The following is an 18,426-nucleotide window of genomic DNA, read 5'->3' as shown; positions in this document are numbered from 1 at the left end:
GCAAACGGAGTATGGTCGCGGCGTCGTTACCAGTAGTCGGTGCGGTCGGTGAGGCCCAGCTCGTCGAGGAAGCGGCTGGGTCCCGAGTAGTTGGTCTTGCCGGACTTCCACTCGACAAACCCGGAGTACACCAGCAGAAGTTCGTCTCGAGCGCGGGTCAACGTAACGTAGAACTTTCGCCGCTCCTCACGCATTTGGCTGGAGCTTTTGTCGGCTGCGAAATGGGGCACTCGGTCCTCGTCGAGCCCGAGCACAACGATCGCATCGTATTCCAGTCCTTTGCCAGTGACCATCGTGCGGACTTCCACCCGATCGGTCAGGCGCGCCCGCTCGGCAAGGTCCGTCAGCGGAGAAGCTCCGTTGGCATCACCGCCGAAGACCATTAGCAGCTTGGGTATCTCGAGCTCGTCAATCGCCATCGCCGGACGGGTCAGTGCCGATTGCATTCCGGCGCTGTTGAGGGCCTCGACGAAGTCGAGCGCCGATGTCGACGCCGCTACGCGCGCCTGTTCAAGCAAGACCGCGACCAGCGTCGCATCGGCTTGCGCGGTCCACTGATCGCCCAACATGTACCGCCACGTGCGCAGCAGGTCAGCTAATCGATAATGGCTGGTCTCCTTGCCGAAACAGCACCAAGCCGCGCAGGCTTCGATGAACAATGTCACCCGGGTGGGTCGGTAGTCGTCGTTGCTGCGGTATAACGCTGGTATGCCGGCTTGCCGCAGGGTGTCGGCGGCCTGTTCGCACTGTTCGTTGGTCGGGCAGAGCACCGCGATCTCGTGCAACGGGTAGCGGTCGCGGGCGTCAACGATCCACTGGGCAGCATCGGTGCATTGTTGAGAGAATCCGTTGGGGCAGAACAATGTGTTGACCGTGCCGCCGGCACGGTGGCCGCTGACGACCGCTGCGCTTTCCTTGAACGCTTGGGCCATGGCGATGATCTGGCGTCCGCACCGATAATTCGTTTCCAGGACGACCGGCGTGACCAGGGGATGGGTGGCCAAGCGCTCGAGCAGTTCGGGCATGGTGCCAGTGAATCCGTAGATCGCCTGGTCGGGGTCGCCGACGGCGAACAGTTGACTTGCGGCACCAGGGTCTAGACACAGCGCTCGCACAACGTGGTCAAGGCCGGGCTCGAGGTCCTGGTATTCATCGACGTAGAGGCGGGGGTATTTGGCGGTCAAGGCTTTTCGGACAACGTCGGTGCGCTCGGTCAGGTCGATGGCCAGCGCGACCAGCTCGGTAAAGTCGATCAGGTCCTCGGCGTGCAGTTGGGCCACATACCTGTCGGCGATCATCTTCATCCGCGGGTCGTGACGGGCCCACTGCTCGTCGGTGGCCATGCGTCGGCGGTTGATCTCGACCGTCGAGGGGACGTTCCAGATGTCGGCCGTAGGGCCGTAGACGTCGTAAACAATGCTTTCGAGCATTGCCTTGGCCTGGCCCTGTCCGACGATCGTGATGGTGTCCAGGTCGTCTCTGCCGGCCAGCGGGGCGAATGGTATGACGATCTCATTGAGCAGGAAACTGTGCACGGTGCCGATAAAGATGTTCGGCCGACGGAAACTGTGTAAATCGTGCACTCGGGTGCGCAGTTGTTCTGCCGCAGCGACAGTCAGCGTGATGCAGGCCGCACCGCATGGCTGGGGAGTGTGGTGCAGTAAATCGAAGGCCAATCGTGTTGTCAGGACTTCGGTTTTGCCGCTGCCCGGTGGTGCGATCACCACACAATGGCCCTGGGTGCCGAATGCCTGCCACTGCTTGTCGTTGGTGCGCAGCCGCGCGATCGACTCCGACAACGAGGCCATCTAGTTCTCCGCCATATACCGCAGCGCCTCTGCCACATATTGCGGCGGGTGAATCGTGGATTCCGCCAGCCGCTGAGCGTAGCGGCCTTTTCCGCCGGCGTTCTTGACCGCCCGCAGAAACGTGTCCTGGTCCGGCACGTGACCGCCCCATCCCGCGATCACTGTTTTCGACGGTGCGGCCGATAGTTCGGATAAGGCATCGAACGCGGCCGCGACATTAAGGGGTTCGGATGTCACCAGGTCGTATTCGAAGGTGGTTTGTCCCACAAAGCATCCGTGCGATGCCGGCGTGCCAGCCAGCCCGAGCGCGGCGATCAGCTGGCCGGCGCGCTTGTCGCCCTGCGATGTCCCGTCAGCGTCAGTGAGCACCGCCCACGGGATCGACAACGCTGCACAGAACTGCACATACGATCCGAAATGCGTGCCGTGGATGGCGCAGACTGAGATGCCCAGCTTGTCGAGATTCATTCCCAGCTGGGCGGCCATGATCGGGACGAGCACCTGTTCGGCAAATCCCTCGACCAGCAACACCTTTCGCGCGAATACGATTTCGGCGCGGGTGGCATCAAGATAACGGGCGATGTCGTTCCACTCACTGCTATTCAACTCGGCGCCAGCAGCGGCGCTGGCTTTGGTCTGCCCGTCGACCGATCGCAGCATGATGAGCTTTCTCGGCTCGGTAACACTGACGATGTGCGGCGACTGCGTGGTCACGGTGACGGTGCGTTCGTCATTGGCCTCGGCCAGGACTTGACGAAAGATGACGCGTTGCAAGTGAGGGTGCAGGTGAGCTTCGGGCTCCTCGATGGCCACTAGGGTGTGGGCGATGGTTTGCTCGAACAACCGGTCTTGCAGACCAAGATCAAGCAACGCCAGATAGATGATGTTCAACGTGCCGAGACTCGCGCTGGACAACCGGCGCCGGACCGGCCCGTCAACGAAGATCCGCATGCTGCGGATCAGCCGCATCGGATCATCGGGGGCAACGGCGAGGTCGGTGTCGACGGATTGGTACGGCCCAACCATCTCGGTCACACGAGTCGTGATGCGCCCGCTGAGATCTCTGATCTGGTCGAGGTCGTTGACCCGATCGTTGGTTGAGCGCATCGCCTCGCGCACCCGAGTGAGATCTACCTCGGGAACCTCCCGCGCGACGCGTTCCAGGAGCTCGCGCAGCGGGGAGCCGCGCCAGCGTGCGATCTCGCTTTCTACATCACGGAGGGCTGGCAGCAGATGAAAGTGCAGTTGTCGGCGCACCGAGGTCGAGATGTCGCGGGTGTAGTTGTCTCCGCCATACACTCGGCCCTGATATCGGGAGGCGACCGGGATCGCATCATCGCCCATGTCGACCGGCCCGAACCGATACGTCATCCGCGCCCGCGGCGGATCCTCGGCCAGCAGGGCATCGGCTAGCGCGGCCAGCACGCGTGGGTTGTCGGCGAAACCGACGATGTCGATCGCTACCTCGATGACGTGCCCGTCAGCAAGCGGATCCCAGTCCTCCGATCCGTCGTTGAGTCCATCCCAGAAGTCATCGCGATCAAGCTGGCGGTCAGCGATCGACAGCGACGTGTCCAGCACGAGGCGAAGCGCATGAATGAGATTAGACTTGCCCGAACGGTTCTCACCGACGATCACCGAACCGGGATCGAGCTGAAGATCGATGTCGGCGAGGTTTCGGAAATTTCGGACACGTAACCGCTGGATGCGCATAGACATTCTTTACCGCAACACAGCAACCATCGTCCACGACTTGCTGCGACCGAACGCGTGTCGCAGTCCGGCAGGTTAGGCCCCTTGTTGATCCAGTGACGGCCCGCCTGCCCGCTCGGACGGAACCCACCGCGGGCTCAGCGCCCCAACAACCTTGGCAACCCAGTCCGGGTCGTAAGGCGGTCGTCGCACGGAAATCCGCAACCCTGCGTAATGGTCCGGGCCGATGATATCCGCGCAGGCGGAGTCGATGACCTCGCGAAACTCGCCGCGCGCGTGATCGTAGAGCTCCGGCGGAACGGCCAGGATGGCTTCGTACTGGCCGCCGTCAAGGCCGTCGACGTACTCATCGCGATACGCCGACACCGCGACCAGGGCGGCGGCGTTCTGTTCATCGCGCGCGCTGAGCAGCTGGCTGAGGGCTTGTCGGGCGCGCTCGTATTCGAGGTCGCGGTCGGCGTCATCCCACACATTGCCTCCTCCGTTGAAGCATCAGCATCGCACGCCGTACCGACAAGCAATCGGTGCGCAACCCGCGCGCCTTGCTCCGGTGTCGCGGTGGGCAAGTAGTTGCGGCATCCGGCCGTTGGTGACCCGAACAGAAAGTCGACGGGTTGTGTGCCGCGAAGGCTCAGCGCGCCAAAAAGCCCGGCCTAGGCGCTGACTCGAAGTGTCGCCTCGGAACACTCCCTGTTATCCCCATACTCTGGCCGACGATTCGCCATTAGCCAGGGAGCGCCCACTATGGCGGGCGTCTCGAGGATGAGCGACATTGTTCATGGATAACGGAGGATGTCCATGATTTCGAGGTAGTGCGAGCACAGGGATAGCTAAGTCGCGGCGATAGCGATTAGGTCGGCCGCCCATCCCAGAGACATGTTCGTGTACGGCGCTGTGCTGGATGGTCAACGCGTGTCGGCGGCACGTGAATTCTGACCCCGGCGCCGCCAGGGGTCAATTTTCAGCCGCCGCCGACAAACGCGCCGTGATTGTTGCGGTTTGCACTGGTTGGAGAGAACCGAGCGAGGACGCATGGATCAGTCGCGCAATCGTTAAGCGGCTGATTGAGTATGTTCCCGTTGGGCGGCAAATAGCTGTGTTCGCGGCTGAGGTTTCGTAACCCGGCTGGTTCCCCACCCGCCGATCAAACATGCCTTGATGCAGCTCAAGCGCACTGTTGAGATGTCGCGAAACCGATACGGGCTATCCGTCGGCGATTAATCAGATCCGGCCGGGACGAGTGTGTGGATGCGGCCGTCCTCGCGGGCCATCTCTAAGACTGAGCGAAGAAACCGGCGTGTGGAGAAAGGACCAACGGTGGGAACGTCAACGAGCTGTGGCATGTTGGTACGGCTGATCTCAGCGACAGGGACGTGGTCGAACTGCGGAGTCGCCTGGCGATGCGATGCGAAGCTCCCAGTATTTGGTGTAGCCGCTCCATGTTTTGGTTGAGACTGCCGGCTGTTTTGAGGCCCTGCACTGTTCCCAGATTCGGGGATGCAGTCGATCGGGGGGTCGAATCGACCAACTACCATGCCCAACGGTCGCACGGTTACGTGTGGAGAAATCTGGCGTGAAGCCTTCTTCGATTGGTCTGCTGTGGGCACGCCTATCGTGGCGCGAGGCCTCGGGTCTGCTGCATGGAGGCGAGCGAAGCAGGGCCGAAAGGTAAATTCGAGCCCAGTCTGTATTGATTGACGTACAATCGCCTATTGCGGCGGATAGGCGGGCGGCGGATACACCCCCCTTAGGATCCAGGGCAACCAGTTGATGCCGAACTCGATCTCGTCGCTGGCGTCATAATCGGGGCTCGGGTCGATCGGAATGTTTTCCCCTGCACCTGTGCGAGTGTCGGCTGGTAGTTGTGGTTGCCCGTAAACGGCCACTACCACGGTGCGATTCAGACTGTTTTCCGACCACACCCCGATTTGGCTGTTGGCGCAGTCGGACATGATGGCGCGGTCGGCCGGGTTGTAATACCACTGGTCCAGGATCTCAATGCCATTGATCGCCAGGGCGGGATTGATCGCCACGGTTTCGGCTACCTTGCCGTGAAATCCGGCCGCCGTGGCGCGATCCTGAGGTGTTGACCCGTCCGTCCCGATGTCGCTATCAAGGTTGCGGTTGTTCAGCACATCGAGTGCGTGCCGTTGAGCCGCTAGCTGCAGCTGAGGGCTGATCTTTACGTCGTTGGCGCAGCCTGCTTGATGCTGAATGGTATAGATGTTGGCCACGACACCGTCGTTGAGTCGCTTGTTGTCGCCATGTGCGGCGGGCGTGCCGAGCACCCCGCCGATAGCCATGGAGGCCAGTGCAGTCAGGGTCACCGGAGGATACAGCATGTTAGTCTTCAATTCTTTACCCTTGTTCTCCCGCTGCGATTCTGCAGCCGCCAGAGACGCCCGGAACACAGTTGGTCCAACGGTTGAGGGATCGAGCATGACGCCCGGCGTTCGTCAGAGATGCCGGAGTCTGCCTCGATACTGCTGACGGATTGTGCGTAGGCACGTCCGAAGCGGATCTTCTCGTAGATTCCCTGCACGTGCTGGACCGCATCGTCAGCATTAGGGACGTTGTAATCCGGCCAGGCAGTGACGATGGCCATACAGTTACCGTGTCGGCGCGCCCGTCGGATGGGCCTACCAGCGCCGAGAGTGCCAAAGGCGCTGACGCGCCCGCCACCAAGGAAGTTGGGCTAAGACTCATTTTGGCTCGAAACCAGAGATTAGCCAACGGTTCCCGATTTTGTCGAGGGTGACTTGAACAACCGAGGCAGTGTCTGTAGGCGCGTCGTTTCCTACAGTGATGACCTGGTCGACGAATACCATGACAACGGAATGGTTCGAGCTCGCGGACACGGAGGCGGCGGCTGGCACCCTCGCAGCGGCCGAAATGTGTCTCTGCTGTGCCCCGGGAACCACGACTTCCTTGGTCAGTTCTGTGTATGAATCGCGGAAAGTTCCCGTCAGTCGTTCGCGCGCAGCCGTGAGCTGAGCGTCTGCTTTGTCAGGAGTGTATGAAAGCATCGTGATGGTGCTTTCTGTGGCGACCTGAACGGTTTCGATGCGAGCGCGGTCCGCGGCGCTGGCGGTCGCTCCTTGATACTTCAGGTATGCCGCGCCGAGCCCCAGCAGGAGCGCGATAGGCGGTAAAATCCACAATCCGAGGACCCGAACCCACGTGCGCGTATGTCTGCCTGTGGAGACGTTATCGTCGGCGCTTGTGCTTTCCTGCGCAACATTGGCCTCGCATCCTGTTGAGTTGGCCGAAGTTTCCGCCGGTGATGCGGATTGGTTGTCGGTCTCGGCGGACGGCGGGTGGTCAATGTCGTCGAACGCGACTTCCGTCGTTGAATTGGTCATATCACAAACTCCACGTCAGAGATCTTCACGTCGCTGCCGACTTTCCGCACAGTGATTCGCATTCGCCACGCTCGCGGATTTTGTTCTGGCGCATCTGCGAGCGCTGTCTTCACGCTGATAGCGACCAACACCTGGCCCGCGTCACGGGATTCGGACTCCAGACCGGCCTGCGTGATGGTGCCCACCGATTTTGATTTCACTTTCTTAACTACATCGACGAACGGCTGTGACCGCTTGGAGAAGTCGTCGTAGAAGGTTCCGGTGGCCGAGTCGAGGATGCGCTGCACATCGCCGTCGGCATGCTGCCAATTGATCGTGGTCAGATTCAGCGCGCCTTGGCGGGCAATCTGCACAAACAGGTGGCGTTGTTCGGAGGCTTGGTGCGACTGGTACGTTCGGTAGCCAAGCCAACCTGCCAGCGCGCTTATAGCGATGACCGTCACCAGCCCCATCACCAGCGCTAGTCGGTGTACCGGCTTGGCTGAGGTGTCTGCATTGACCTCATCCAGTTCGTCGTCGACGCCCTCGCTAGAGTCACCTCCGTCGGTGTCAACGTCAGATTGATTGGCGCTCGTGTCCAGCGAAACCTCTACGGCGTCGTCGAGAGCAGTCGACGGCGGCGCGGGCTCGTCGTGCCTAGAAAATTCTGTACTACTGGCGGTTTCGTCTGACAAGGTTCAGTGTCCTTTCGGTGGAAGCAGCATGTCCTGCCAGGCTTGCCCCGTAGTCGCGTCTTGGCCCAAGTTCGCCTGCGTGTACTGCTGACCGTCGGGTCCGATATAGGTTCCGTTGCTGGGGTCGTACTGGGCGATCGCGATCGGCGGAGCCGCAGGAGCAAGGAGCGCAGGTGATGTTCCTGGCGGTAGCTGTGGAACCGGTTGGCCGGACAGCGTCGCGTTCGGGTCACCTTTCCAGTTGTAGCCGTCGTTGAGCGGCACATAGTTTTCGTCGCTCTCGCACATCTTCACCGTCGGCGCGCGCTTTCCCGGTCGCGTTTCGCAGGGCAGGTTGCGGGCACCGCGAACGTTTGTGAGCGAAGAATCCTGTGGTATCCGGCAGTACAAGTCGCCGGGCGGCTTATCCGGGTAATCCAGCTCGCCGGGAGCGCGTTGCTGTTGGGCCGGCAAGTATCCCGTTCGGCACGGCGGGGGCAGATTCAAGTTCAGGTTGAAGGACAAAAACAGCCCCTTGTAGCCTTGCTTGGTGTTCCGGTTGGCCAGTGTGGCACCCTGGAGTCCTTCAATCTCGTTCGGATACAGAGCAAGGATTTGCTCAAGATTGGGTTGGTAGGTGATCGCCACTTGACCCAGGCTGACCAAATTGGTCAGCACGATGGGTAACGTCGGTCGCACTCGTTCCAACAACTGACGCGCTTCATCCGCAGCTCCCGGGCCCGTGTCCAGGATGCCGCGGACCGCTCGGTCCTGGTCGCGGAGCTGAGCGGTAATTTGCGCGACGTGTGCCGCCCAGCTCTGGATTGAGCTGGATGTGTCGGTTTGTGTGTCCAAGATCGGTTTGGACTGATCGATCAGGGTGGTAAGGGCCGGCAGATTGTCGCGGGCGTCTATGGCCAGGGTCGTGGTTCCCTGTGTGAGACGTGAGAGCTCGGGGCCAAGACCGCCGAAAGCGGTGTATGACTCGTCGATCACCGTCTTCAGGCTGTCGCGCGGTATCGCTTTTAGGCCGGTGTTGAGGGCGCTGAGCAATGTGTTGATGTCGGGGGGGACTGAGGTGCGGTCGGCGGATATCACGTCGCCGTTCTTCAGCGGTGGACTGTCGCCGGTTCGCGGCACGAGCTCAACGAACAACTCGCCGACCGCGGTTTGGCTGTGAATCTGCGCATCAAGGTCTGCCGGGATCTTGACGCTTGATTGCAGAGACAGTACTGCGTCGACGCCGCTGTTACTCAGGCGGACGTCTTCGACCCGACCCGCTTGAGCACCCCGATAGGTGACGTTGGCGTTTCTGTAAAGTCCTGCCGCTTCGTGCAAACTGATAGTGACCTGGTAATGCCCGACTCCGAATAGGAGACCTGGCAACCGAAGGTAGCCAAAGGCCATGAGTCCCCCAGCCAACAGCGTGACCACCCCAAAGATCGCTAGCTGCAACCGGATTCGCCTGCTCAAGTGCATCTCACGGTCCTTGGTCTAGCCGGTAGGGCGCAATCAGCGGATTTCTGGCAGTGTATGGGCTGGGCAGCTGGCCAATAGTGCGGCCCCACTGCATTTCCAGTTCAGTGAGATTGCCTTCGAACCGAGTGCCGGTAAACAGCGACGCGTCAATCCGGCTCAGTGTTAGGTCGACGATAGTGGTGATGTTCGCGTAGTCACCGCGCCACCATTTAGTCAAGTTATCCTTAACGAATGGAATTGTCGTGAATAGATTCAGTGACCGGGTCAGCGCGGGACCTGCATTTGCAAGAGATTCCAGCACCGGTCCCAGGTCGTTCAGGATCTGAATCAAAGGCTCTTGGGATTGCCGGACAGCGTCGGCAGCGAGTGCGCTGAATTTACCAAGCTGGTCGACAGCGTCCACAAGGTGCTGCCGCTCGTCGCTGATCACAGCTAACGCCTCAGGAATTGTTTCGAGTGCTTTGTCGATGACCGGTTTTTGGGCCGCGAACTGCGCGACCAGTTTGTTGAGGCTGTCGCTGGCCGCGATGATGTCATCGATTTGGTCGTTGACGTTGGCGATGAAGGTGTCTACCTGTGTGATCAGGCTGCGTAGTTCGTCCTCCCGCCCGCCGAATGCGGTGGTGAGCACTTTGGTGATGTCGTGGACTTGTCCGATTCCACCGCCGTTCACCAGCAGGGAGACCGAGGCCAGGGTCTGTTCGGTAGACGGGTACATCTGAGCTGACGAGAGCGGCATCAATGAACCGGCATGGAGTTTTCCAGCAGGCCGAACCTTGGTCGGAGGTGCCAATTCAATATGCAGCGACCCCAGCAGGCTGGTTTGACCCAGCGAGACGGTGGAGTTGGCGGGCAGGTCGACGTCGCCGTCGAGCGCGATCGTGAGAAGCGCATGCCAGCCTCGACGCTCGACCTTGGTTACGGTGCCAACGTTGACGTCGCCCACTCGGACCCGTGAATTCGGCTGGAGGTTCTCGACGTCTGGCATCTCGGCCTGGATCATGAACGAGCCGGGGCCGTGGCCTTGTGTCCCGGGTAGCGGAAGGGAGTTCAGGCCGCGAAATTCGCATCCCGGCAGCGCGGCGACTGTGAGAGCTAGCATGACGGCCGCGGCGGCGCGGCTGCATCGAGTCCCCGTCATGCCCCGCCCCCGGGCGGAATCATCATTCCAGACAGGCCGGCGGCCGGGTCGGTCTGCTGGTAGGTCGGGCCGGCGATCGGAGCGGGAGCTTCGGCGGCAGGCGGCGCGTTCTGGGTGGGCGCCGGTGCGCCGGCCGCCGAAGGTGGTTGCGGCGGGATGTAGTCCGGTCGCATCCAGTCCTCACTGTAAGTGACCTCATTGGGCCGAGCGCTCGCCTGGACGAAAGGATTGACGCCGAGCGGAGGAAAGTTGTACTGCCGGTTCTTGATGATGGGCGCCAAATACTGCACGCACAACTTTGCCGATTGTTCTGCGTTCAATCGCGATGCGGCTTGTATTCCGCCGCAAAGGAATGTAATCGGATCCGAGAAGTTGCCGATGTTGAGCACTCCGGTCAGTGTGCCCTGGGCGGGCTTGTAGAGGTACTGGGCATTGGAAAGCGTCGTCGGCGCGATATGCAACAGCTGTTTGATGTCATCGGTGCTGTCCGTCAGTGCTTGCGACACCGATGCCAGCTTGTCCGACGTTGTACCAAGAGCCTCCCGATTTTCGGCGACGAAGCTCTTCAGGTCACCGACGACGTCGTTCAGATTCTTGGCGGCGTCAGCCACTTCCGTGGGATTGTTTGTCAGCAGCCCGGTGACCGACGCGAGGTTCTGGTTTAGCCGACGGATCAGCTCTGTGCTGTCCCGCAACGCCGACACCAGAGTCGAGATGTTTTTGACGCTGCTGAATATGTCCGAACTGTGGTCGGCAAGCGCGGAAACTGCCTGTGACAATTTGACGACGGCCTCGCGAATTGCCGGGCCTTGGCCGCGCAAATTATCGGCGGCGGTGTCGACCAAGGCTCCCAGCGCGCTGACTCCTTGGGGCTCAGTCGGCTGCAGCAATGCGGTGAGCCGTTCGAGCTGTTGGCGGAAGGCATCGAACTCCACCGGCACGGCGGTGCGGTCCTCCGGTATGATCGCGTTGTTCTGTAGGGTCGGGCCGCCGGTGTAGGCGGGGGTCAACTGGATCGCGCGGGTGGCCACCAGTGTCGGTGACAGGATCACGGCCTTAGCCGCGGCCGGCACCTTGTACTTGTCGTCAAACCAGAAGGTGATCTTGACTCGCTTGGGCTGCGGTTCGATACTTTCGATCCTCCCGACGGGTACGCCCTTGATTCGGATGTCATCACCGACGAATATGCCGTTGCTGTTGTCGAAGTACGCGACGACGTGGGTGCGCTTTGTCTCTTCCGCGGCGCGCGCCGCGGCAAGTGATCCTCCAGCGGTGAGGCTCACCAAGGTGACTGCCAGGGCGATTCGAATGGTCCGGGAGTTCATCATCGTCCGCCTGCTGGGAGCGGGGAATCGGTCGGGCTCGGCTGTAGCTGCGCTGGCGGCCCGGGTGGAGGGCCACCAGGCGCAGGTGGCAGTGGCGGTTCGCGGTAGGGGTACCGAGCATCGCCAGGGTTCCCGGTGATTGCATCGGGCAAAGTCAATCTAGGCTCGCCGCCCTGGCCGGTTCGGGGGTACGGAACCGGCAGTGGGGGAGTGCCGGGCTGGCCTACCTGGGGGTCGGTGCGCTGGGAGGGCAGGAGCACATGCGGATCCAACCCTAGATCGGAGAATGCGGCGTCGACGAACGGTTGGACGAACTGACCGGGCAGCAGGTTGGCGAGGTAGGCGTTGAAGAACGGGCCAGCCGAGATCGTCTCGCCGAACTGCATCGCGTAGGCCGCGAGGCCTTTGATGGACTGTTGGATCTGGACCTTCCGGTTGTCGAGGATCGCGAGGACCTCGTTGAGCTTGTCGAGCGTGGGTTTAAGGGCCGCCCTATTGTCTGCGATGAAACCGGCGATTTGCTGACTGAGGCGGGAGATATTCGTCAAGATTGCGTCCAGGGCAGCGCTTTGGGTGCGCAGCTGAGCCAATACCGAGTTGGTGTCGGTGATCAGCCGAACGATTTCGTTGGTACGTTGGGCCAGGACAGTGGTGGCTTTGGAGGCGTTCGACAGCAGATCGCGCAATTGGGCATCGCGCTTGTTCAGGGTTTCAGAGAAACGAGTGACACCCGCGACGGCGATCCTCAGGTTGGCGGGCGTACCTTGGATCGTCTCGCTGAGGACTTTCAATGACTTGGACAGCTGGTCGGTGTCCAGGCCACTGATGGTCGTCGTGAGGTCCCCGATGGCGTCGGGCAGCTGATACGGCGAGGTGGTCCGCCCGACCGGGATGGTGCTGGAGAGGGATCCCTCTCCCCGGGGGGTGAGGTCGAGTACTTTGTTCCCGAGCACGCTTGTCGTTTTGATCGAGGCCTCGGTGCGGTCCCCCAGCCGAATGCTGTCGTCCACTGTGAATGTCACCAACACCCACTGCCCGTCTAGGGTGATGCTTTGCACTTTCCCGGCTCGAAAACCAGACACGCGCACCGGGGCACCGGTGGTGAGTCCGCCGGCCTCATCGAAGTACGCCGAATAGCTATTACCCGAGGAGAAGAAGGGCAGCTTGTCGTAGTTCAACGCGCCTAATACGAGCGCGATGCTGGCCACGACACCGATGGCGCCAATGACGATAAGGTTGCGTTCGCTGAAGGCTTTCACTTTGGCGCGCACCTGCCCGTGGCTTGGTTGGCCAATCTGATGTACACCGGTTGGCCCCCTTTTCCGTTAACCTTCAGCACCAACTCGCACAAATAAAAAGTGAAGTAGTTTCCGTATAGCCCTTGCCGCAGCAGTACCCGGTAAGCGTCCGGCAGCGTGTTGAGTAGGTTGTCGAAATAGTCGCGATCAGCAAGCACGGTCGCCGCTGTGCGTTCGGTCTCTTGGACCGTTTTTTTCAGCGGTGGTCGTGCTTGCTCCAGCAGGTCGGCGATCGAGCGGGCCGCCTCGTTGGCGTACGCCACCCCGTTACTGATGTCTTGCTTGCGGGCTTGAAGTCCGTGCACCAGTTCCGAGAGCGAGTCGATCGCCTTGCCGAACTGGTTATTGTGATCGCCCAGTGACCCCAGCACCGTGTTGAGGTTGACGATGACCTGCCCGATCAACTGGTCCCGGTCGGCCAGAGTGCTCGTCAGGGCCGCGATCTGGCTAAGTATCGAACCGACAGCCGCGCCTTCACCCTGGAAGGCCGCGATGAGCTGACCGGTCAGCGCGTTGACTTGGGTGGGGTCCAGCGCGCGCAAAAGCGGGCGGAACCCGCCGATTACGGCGTCCAGATCCAACGCCGGCGCGGTGTGATCTAACTGGATCGTGTCACCGGGATGGAGTTTCTTGGTTCCGCCCGCGCCTTCCTCAAGCGCCAGGTAGCGACCCCCAATGAGGTTGTCATACTTGATGACAGCCTTGCTGCCCTCGGTAAGTACGACCGAGTCGTCAACCCCGAACGCCACCAGCGCCGAGGAGTCACCTTTGATCTTGATATTTGTAACCTTGCCCACCTCGACGCCCGCGATACGGACGAAATTCCCATTCTCCAGCCCGCTCACGGTGGTGAATACGGCGTTGTAGGTCTGCTCCCGCCCGAAGCGCAGCTGCGCGAAGGCGGTGATGAGAGTAAACATTCCCAGCAAACCCACGACCGCAAAGATTGCGAGACGCCATAGGAGGGCCGACAAGTTACCGCGCACGGCGATTACCTCCCTGGGCTTGTGCTGCTGTCTGTTGGGGATCTGGGGTAGCACCGATCATGGCGGGGTAGGTCCCGATTGCGGCGGCGGAACGCCCGGGTAGAGCGGCGTGCCATCGGGGCCATACTGGGGCGCACCGTAGGGTGGAGCACCGGGATAAGGGACGGGACCGGGAGCCGGTCCGCCCGGATGGCGGATGCTCGGTTGTTGGGGCACGGCCCGAGTAGCGGGCAAGTAGTCGGCGTATCCGGGGAACCCAATGCCGGGATTGGGCCGCCAATCCAATCCGGTACCGAAGCCGGTGTTAGCGATCAGCATCCGCACCGGGAAGTTCTTACCGACGTCGGGCAGCGAGCCACATCCGGGCTTGCCACCTGGTCCGCCCTTGGCCGCATCGATTGGCAGATTATCCGGATACCGGTACGCGTCATAACCCGGCAACAGTTGGGCGTCCATGAGGAGCGACCTGCCGTTACCCCCGAGCATGTCGGCGTAACCGGTATCCAGGGTTACCTTGGCTCCTACAAACAGGCAGGTGAGTTCGGGGTTGTACTTCATCAACAAGTTCGCTGTAGGTTCCAGCAACTTGGCCGATTTCACCAAGTTGTCTTTGCTGGGGCCTAGTAAGCCGATTCCGCTGCGAGAAACACTCGCGACGTTGAGCAGCAGCGCGTCGAGTTGCTTGCTGTGGGTGGTGACCGTCACGCTGGTCGTGGTCGCGGCATCCAGGGTGTCAAGTATGTTGTGCGCCGCGGTGCTGTAGGCGTCACTGACGCTTTTCAGCGCGCGCACGTCGCCGCGGATGGTGTCGCTGCGCGAATTCAGCGCGAGCAGAACCTCGTTACTAGCGGTGATCGCCTCACCGATTCTCTCACCCTGACCCCGTACACCCTCGGCGAGGGCGGCCAACACCGCGTTGAGTTTGAACGGGTCGATCTGCTTGATCAACTCCACCACGTTTTGGAACACCGTGTTGACCTCGACGCCGACGTTCCGTGATTTCAACACCGCCCCAGCCGACAGCCGCTGCGGGCTGGGATCGCTGGGATACACAAGGTCGATGAATTTCGAGCCGAACAGCGACGTGGACTGGATACGCGCCTCCACGTTGGCCGGGATGTAACTGATCTGGGAGGGGTCGATTGCCAGTTTTATGTCCACCCTATCGGCGCCTCTTTTAATTGTGCTGACCCTGCCGACCTGCACCCCGCGCAACTTGACCCTCGCGTTCGGTTCCAGCACCAGACCAGAACGGTCAGAAATCAGTGTCACCGGAACTATCGGCGTGAAGGCTCGAGTGAATGAACCCAGACTCACTAGCACCGCAACTACAATTACCGCGATCAATAACACCGCCCATACCTCGGAGGGGATCCGGCGAGTACCCTGTTTGGCCGACACCGCTTTATCCTCCGAAGTTAAAGTTGCCGGTCTGACCGTAGAGCGCCAACGTGACGAAAAGAATCACAGACTCCGCGGCGATTAATGACGTTCGGGTGGCACGTCCGACCGCCTCACCCACACCCGCCGGTCCACCGGTCGCAGTGAATCCGTAATATGTGTGGATCAGCATGATCACTATCACTTCGGCAATCGTGACGACGAATGAGAAAAACACAGCCAACGGGTCCAGGAATGTGTCGAAATAATGGTCGAAAACTCCATAGGCTTGCCCGTAGAAGACAGTGGTGACAAACCGGACGACGAAGAACGACATTAGCAACGCGACACAATACAAGGGGACAACCACGACCATGCCGGCCACCACCCGGGTGGAGGTCAGATAGGCAATAGAGCGAATGCCCATGACCTCAAGTGCGTCGATTTCCTCGTTGATTCTCATCGCGCCGAGCTGCGCGGTGGTGCCGGCGCCGATCGTGGCGGCGAACGCGAACGCGGAGCTGGCCGGGGTTACAAGCCGAACGTTGACGAATGCGGAGGTAAAGCCCGCCAGCGCTTCCACCCCGACTTCAGACATCTGGTTGAAGGCCTGACTCGCCAGGGCGCCGCTCGTCGATAAATTCAGAAAAGCGACCACCGCGACGGTCCCGCCAATCACCGCTAGCGATCCAGCGCCGAGGCTTATCACTGCAATCTGCCGCAGCACCTCGGCTCTGTAATTAATTACGGCGTCGGCGATTGAGCCGACTGTTTGACCGTAGAAGCGAGCCTGCTCGCCGAGATGCTGCCAGCCGGTCCGCCACCAACGCAGGAAGCGCGCTGTCCAGGGAAACCTTTGTCGAAAAACGAGACTCGCGCTCACTTCGTCACCTCAAATCCGACGGCTGTGACGAAAACATTGATGACGAACAGAAGCAGAAAGGCGATTACAACCGTCTCGTTGACCGCGTTACCGACCCCCGCCGGTCCCATTTTCACGTTAAGGCCCCGGTAGCAGGCGATCAGGCCAGCTATCAAACCGAACAGGGTTGCTTTGACCAGGGACACCAAGACGTCGCTCAGCCCCGTGATGAGCGTCATGCTCGCCACAAACGCACCAGCTGTCACGTGCTGGAAGTACACCGAGAACAGGAAACCGCCAGTGAGACCCGTCAAGGTCACCAATGACGAGAGCAACACCGCGACCACAGTGGTTGCCAGCACCCTGGGTGCTACGAGTACACGAATTGGATCAAGGCCCAGGACGCGCATGGCGTCGATCTCTTCACGGATGGTGCGCGATCCCAGATCTGCGCACATCGCCGAAGCGCCCGCTCCCGCGACGACAAGGACCGTCACGAAAGGGCCGATCTGATTGACCGCTCCGAGCGCAGTCCCGGTGCCGGAGAAGTCGGCAGCACCGAATTCGACGAGCAACGAGTTGAAGGTAAAGGAAGTCATAACCACCAGAGGGATCGACAACATCAGTGTCGGGACCAGTGAAACCCGTGCCACGAACCAGCTCTGCTCGAGGAACTCACGCCATGCGAATGGGGGTGTGAACAGCGCGACGAACGTGTCCAGCGTCATCGCAAAAAATGCACCGATGCCGTGCAGCGGTTTCAGCGCTGCTGCGCCGGCCCGGATTGCTGCCGGCACTTTCATAGCCGTAATACGAAGCGCCATAAAGCGTTATCCAACTAAGCAACTCGTTGCCGGTGAACTCCTCGCCGACCCACGAGTGACACGATCGGCGTTGGCGGTACAGCTCATCGAATCCCCCTCGTGTAGCTCGTCTCCCCTTGAATTAAGGGCTGACCGTCAAGGCAAAAGTTCTGCTCGGCAGATACCTGCTCCGCTGTGGAGAGGCTAAACTGATCTCGCTCCGGTGTCAATACTGTGGCAAGCATCACGTAAGAATGCCCGCAAAAGCGGCGATCCTTGCCGGGCAAGGCGAGTGGGCTGTCGATGTATTGTCGTGCCGAGAACAGCGTCAAGTTCGCCTAGGGGCCTCCTGAATAAAGCGGCGAGGCGGTCGGCCGTAGGCCGTGATCGTCCGCGATGATTTTGATGTGCAGGGTCGCTCGGAGTGTCAGCGGGAGCTGCCGGATGCGGAGTCGGTGGCGGGTCATCGTCTGAAGGTGGACAGTGTTTTTTGCGTTCTTGGCGGCGCATCGTCAGGAGCTGTTCCCTGATGAGATGTTCACCGATCTGTTCCCCACCGGTCGGGGCCGGCCCAGCGTGCTGGCCGATGTGATGGCGGCGGCGATCACGCTGTAGGCGTTGCAGAGCCTGTCCGATAGCGAGACCGTCGATGCGGTCACCTTTGATCTGCGGTGGAAGGCCTGCGGATTTCCGGTCACGACGGGGGCGGTTCGTGCCACGACGTTGACCTATTGGCGGCGCGTTTGGCGGGCTCGGATTGGCCCAACGGATCTTTGATGCGGTTAGTCCGTAGTGGCCCAGACCGGAACGCTGGGTCAAACCACACTGCCCATGGCAGAACGGCAAGGTAGAGCGCCTCAACCGCACCCTGACAACCGAACGGGCCCACCGACAGGCCTTCACCACCAACACCGCGCACCAACGCCCTCGCAACCCTGGCTCGACAACTACAACACTCGACGCCGTCACAAGCGCACTCGGTGGCTTCCCACCGATCAGCCGACTGCAACCGACCTGATGTCTCGTTACACCCAGGCGTATGTGAAGGCCTCGAAGGCGGATAAGGATCAGGGTCTGGCAGGGGGGAAAGGTAGCCGGCTGGTCGCGTGACAATGCTCGGCGGCGGTTGACGGTTGTGGCCCGGCCGCCGAGGAAGGCCGGTTGCCAAAGGGCCTGGCCGGCAGCGCAAGCCGAGGTATTCCTACGACGCGTCGAAGGTGCTGCAGAAGGTCTAGGCGGCCTCTCAGGCAAGCAGTGTTGGGCGGTATCTGGCAGCTTCAATGGCCGTCCAGCTGGCAGCTCTAGAACGCCACCGCGAATTGGGCCGATGCGCTCCGAACCGGTGCATCGACGGCACCGAAGGAACCCGAATCTGCACCGGCCACACGCTCATCAAGATCGGCGCCCTCGCCGCATGATCCGCAGCGCCAAAGCCATGTTCATGCGCCAACTGGGTATGACCCAACACAACCCCTCAGCACAGGCCCAGGAAGGAGGTATACATTGGCGAGCTGACCGTGCCTGTTGACGACGGTCGAAAACTAGGCCAGAAGCGACGGTGAAAAGTAGGCCACGTGGTGGTGGTTATTGTGCCGTGTTGTCTGCTCTGGCGGAGG

14 protein-coding genes and 3 pseudogenes are annotated in these 18,426 nt (G+C 60.9%); 2 read left to right on the top strand and 15 right to left on the bottom strand.

Annotation, left to right across the window (positions count from 1 at the left end; genetic code table 11):
- Window positions 1-26: 26 nt before the first annotated feature.
- The 15 genes and pseudogenes from SKC41_RS29525 to SKC41_RS29455 all read right to left on the bottom strand — a co-directional run bounded on the left by SKC41_RS29525 (window position 27) and on the right by SKC41_RS29455 (window position 16,810).
- A complete protein-coding gene (locus tag SKC41_RS29525; protein WP_330981237.1) occupies window positions 27-1,808 on the bottom strand; it encodes an ATP-dependent helicase in 1,782 nt (593 codons plus the stop codon).
- Entirely contained in the window at window positions 1,809-3,521 is a 1,713-nt protein-coding gene (locus SKC41_RS29520) for an ATP-dependent nuclease (protein ID WP_330981236.1), read from the bottom strand.
- Window positions 3,522-3,596: 75 nt separating this feature from the next.
- The gene (locus SKC41_RS29515; RefSeq protein WP_054585684.1) at window positions 3,597-3,992 is read right to left on the bottom strand and encodes a hypothetical protein; all 396 of its coding nucleotides are present in this window, start codon (window positions 3,990-3,992) and stop codon (window positions 3,597-3,599) included.
- Between the two features lie 773 nt (window positions 3,993-4,765).
- Window positions 4,766-5,015 (bottom strand): annotated as a pseudogene (locus SKC41_RS29510) (site-specific integrase); the annotation flags it as partial.
- Window positions 5,016-5,230: 215 nt separating this feature from the next.
- On the bottom strand, window positions 5,231-5,824 hold the full coding sequence (locus tag SKC41_RS29505) for a CAP domain-containing protein (protein WP_080691130.1): 594 nt from the start codon (window positions 5,822-5,824) through the stop codon (window positions 5,231-5,233).
- A gap of 399 nt (window positions 5,825-6,223) precedes the next feature.
- Window positions 6,224-6,883, bottom strand: coding sequence for a hypothetical protein (locus SKC41_RS29500; RefSeq protein WP_330981235.1), 660 nt, complete (start codon window positions 6,881-6,883; stop codon window positions 6,224-6,226).
- The gene (locus tag SKC41_RS29495; protein WP_330981234.1) at window positions 6,880-7,557 is read right to left on the bottom strand and encodes an Mce protein; all 678 of its coding nucleotides are present in this window, start codon (window positions 7,555-7,557) and stop codon (window positions 6,880-6,882) included. The genes SKC41_RS29500 and SKC41_RS29495 overlap by 4 nt, the downstream gene beginning before the upstream one ends.
- A 3-nt stretch (window positions 7,558-7,560) precedes the next feature.
- Window positions 7,561-9,015 (bottom strand): MCE family protein, encoded by a 1,455-nt coding sequence (locus SKC41_RS29490; RefSeq protein ID WP_054585687.1) that lies wholly within the window; start codon window positions 9,013-9,015, stop codon window positions 7,561-7,563.
- A 1-nt stretch (window position 9,016) separates the two neighbouring features.
- Complete coding sequence (locus SKC41_RS29485; protein WP_042910424.1) at window positions 9,017-10,156, bottom strand: MCE family protein; 1,140 nt, start codon at window positions 10,154-10,156, stop codon at window positions 9,017-9,019.
- Window positions 10,153-11,484: an MCE family protein gene (locus SKC41_RS29480; protein WP_330981233.1), complete on the bottom strand. Its 1,332-nt coding sequence runs from the start codon at window positions 11,482-11,484 to the stop codon at window positions 10,153-10,155. The genes SKC41_RS29485 and SKC41_RS29480 overlap by 4 nt, the downstream gene beginning before the upstream one ends.
- Entirely contained in the window at window positions 11,481-12,740 is a 1,260-nt protein-coding gene (locus SKC41_RS29475; RefSeq protein ID WP_051445822.1) for an MCE family protein, read from the bottom strand. Before SKC41_RS29475 ends, SKC41_RS29480 begins: the two co-directional genes overlap by 4 nt.
- A complete protein-coding gene (locus SKC41_RS29470) occupies window positions 12,737-13,765 on the bottom strand; it encodes an MCE family protein (protein WP_042910426.1) in 1,029 nt (342 codons plus the stop codon). The genes SKC41_RS29475 and SKC41_RS29470 overlap by 4 nt, the downstream gene beginning before the upstream one ends.
- Window positions 13,766-13,822: 57 nt before the next feature.
- The gene (locus SKC41_RS29465) at window positions 13,823-15,166 is read right to left on the bottom strand and encodes an MCE family protein (RefSeq protein WP_054585688.1); all 1,344 of its coding nucleotides are present in this window, start codon (window positions 15,164-15,166) and stop codon (window positions 13,823-13,825) included.
- 4 nt (window positions 15,167-15,170) lie between these two features.
- Window positions 15,171-16,028 carry an ABC transporter permease gene (locus tag SKC41_RS29460; RefSeq protein ID WP_054585689.1) on the bottom strand — a complete coding sequence of 286 codons (858 nt, stop codon included), beginning with the start codon at window positions 16,026-16,028 and terminating at the stop codon, window positions 15,171-15,173.
- On the bottom strand, window positions 16,025-16,810 hold the full coding sequence (locus SKC41_RS29455; RefSeq protein ID WP_051445820.1) for an MlaE family ABC transporter permease: 786 nt from the start codon (window positions 16,808-16,810) through the stop codon (window positions 16,025-16,027). The genes SKC41_RS29460 and SKC41_RS29455 overlap by 4 nt, the downstream gene beginning before the upstream one ends.
- Before the next feature lie 407 nt (window positions 16,811-17,217).
- On the opposite strand from SKC41_RS29455, the pseudogene SKC41_RS29450 reads away from it, so the two are divergent.
- Together SKC41_RS29450 and SKC41_RS29445 are read left to right on the top strand one after the other, a co-directional pair.
- A pseudogene (locus SKC41_RS29450) lies at window positions 17,218-17,635 on the top strand (transposase); the annotation flags it as partial.
- A pseudogene (locus SKC41_RS29445) lies at window positions 17,622-17,828 on the top strand (integrase core domain-containing protein); the annotation flags it as partial. The pseudogenes SKC41_RS29450 and SKC41_RS29445, both read left to right, overlap by 14 nt.
- Between the last annotated feature and the right edge of the window lie 598 nt (window positions 17,829-18,426).

It is taken from the genome of Mycobacterium sp. 050128 (assembly GCF_036409155.1).
Taxonomy (GTDB): domain Bacteria; phylum Actinomycetota; class Actinomycetes; order Mycobacteriales; family Mycobacteriaceae; genus Mycobacterium.
The sequence above is the reverse complement of the archived record's forward strand: the minus strand, read 5'-3'. Positions and strand labels throughout refer to the sequence as shown.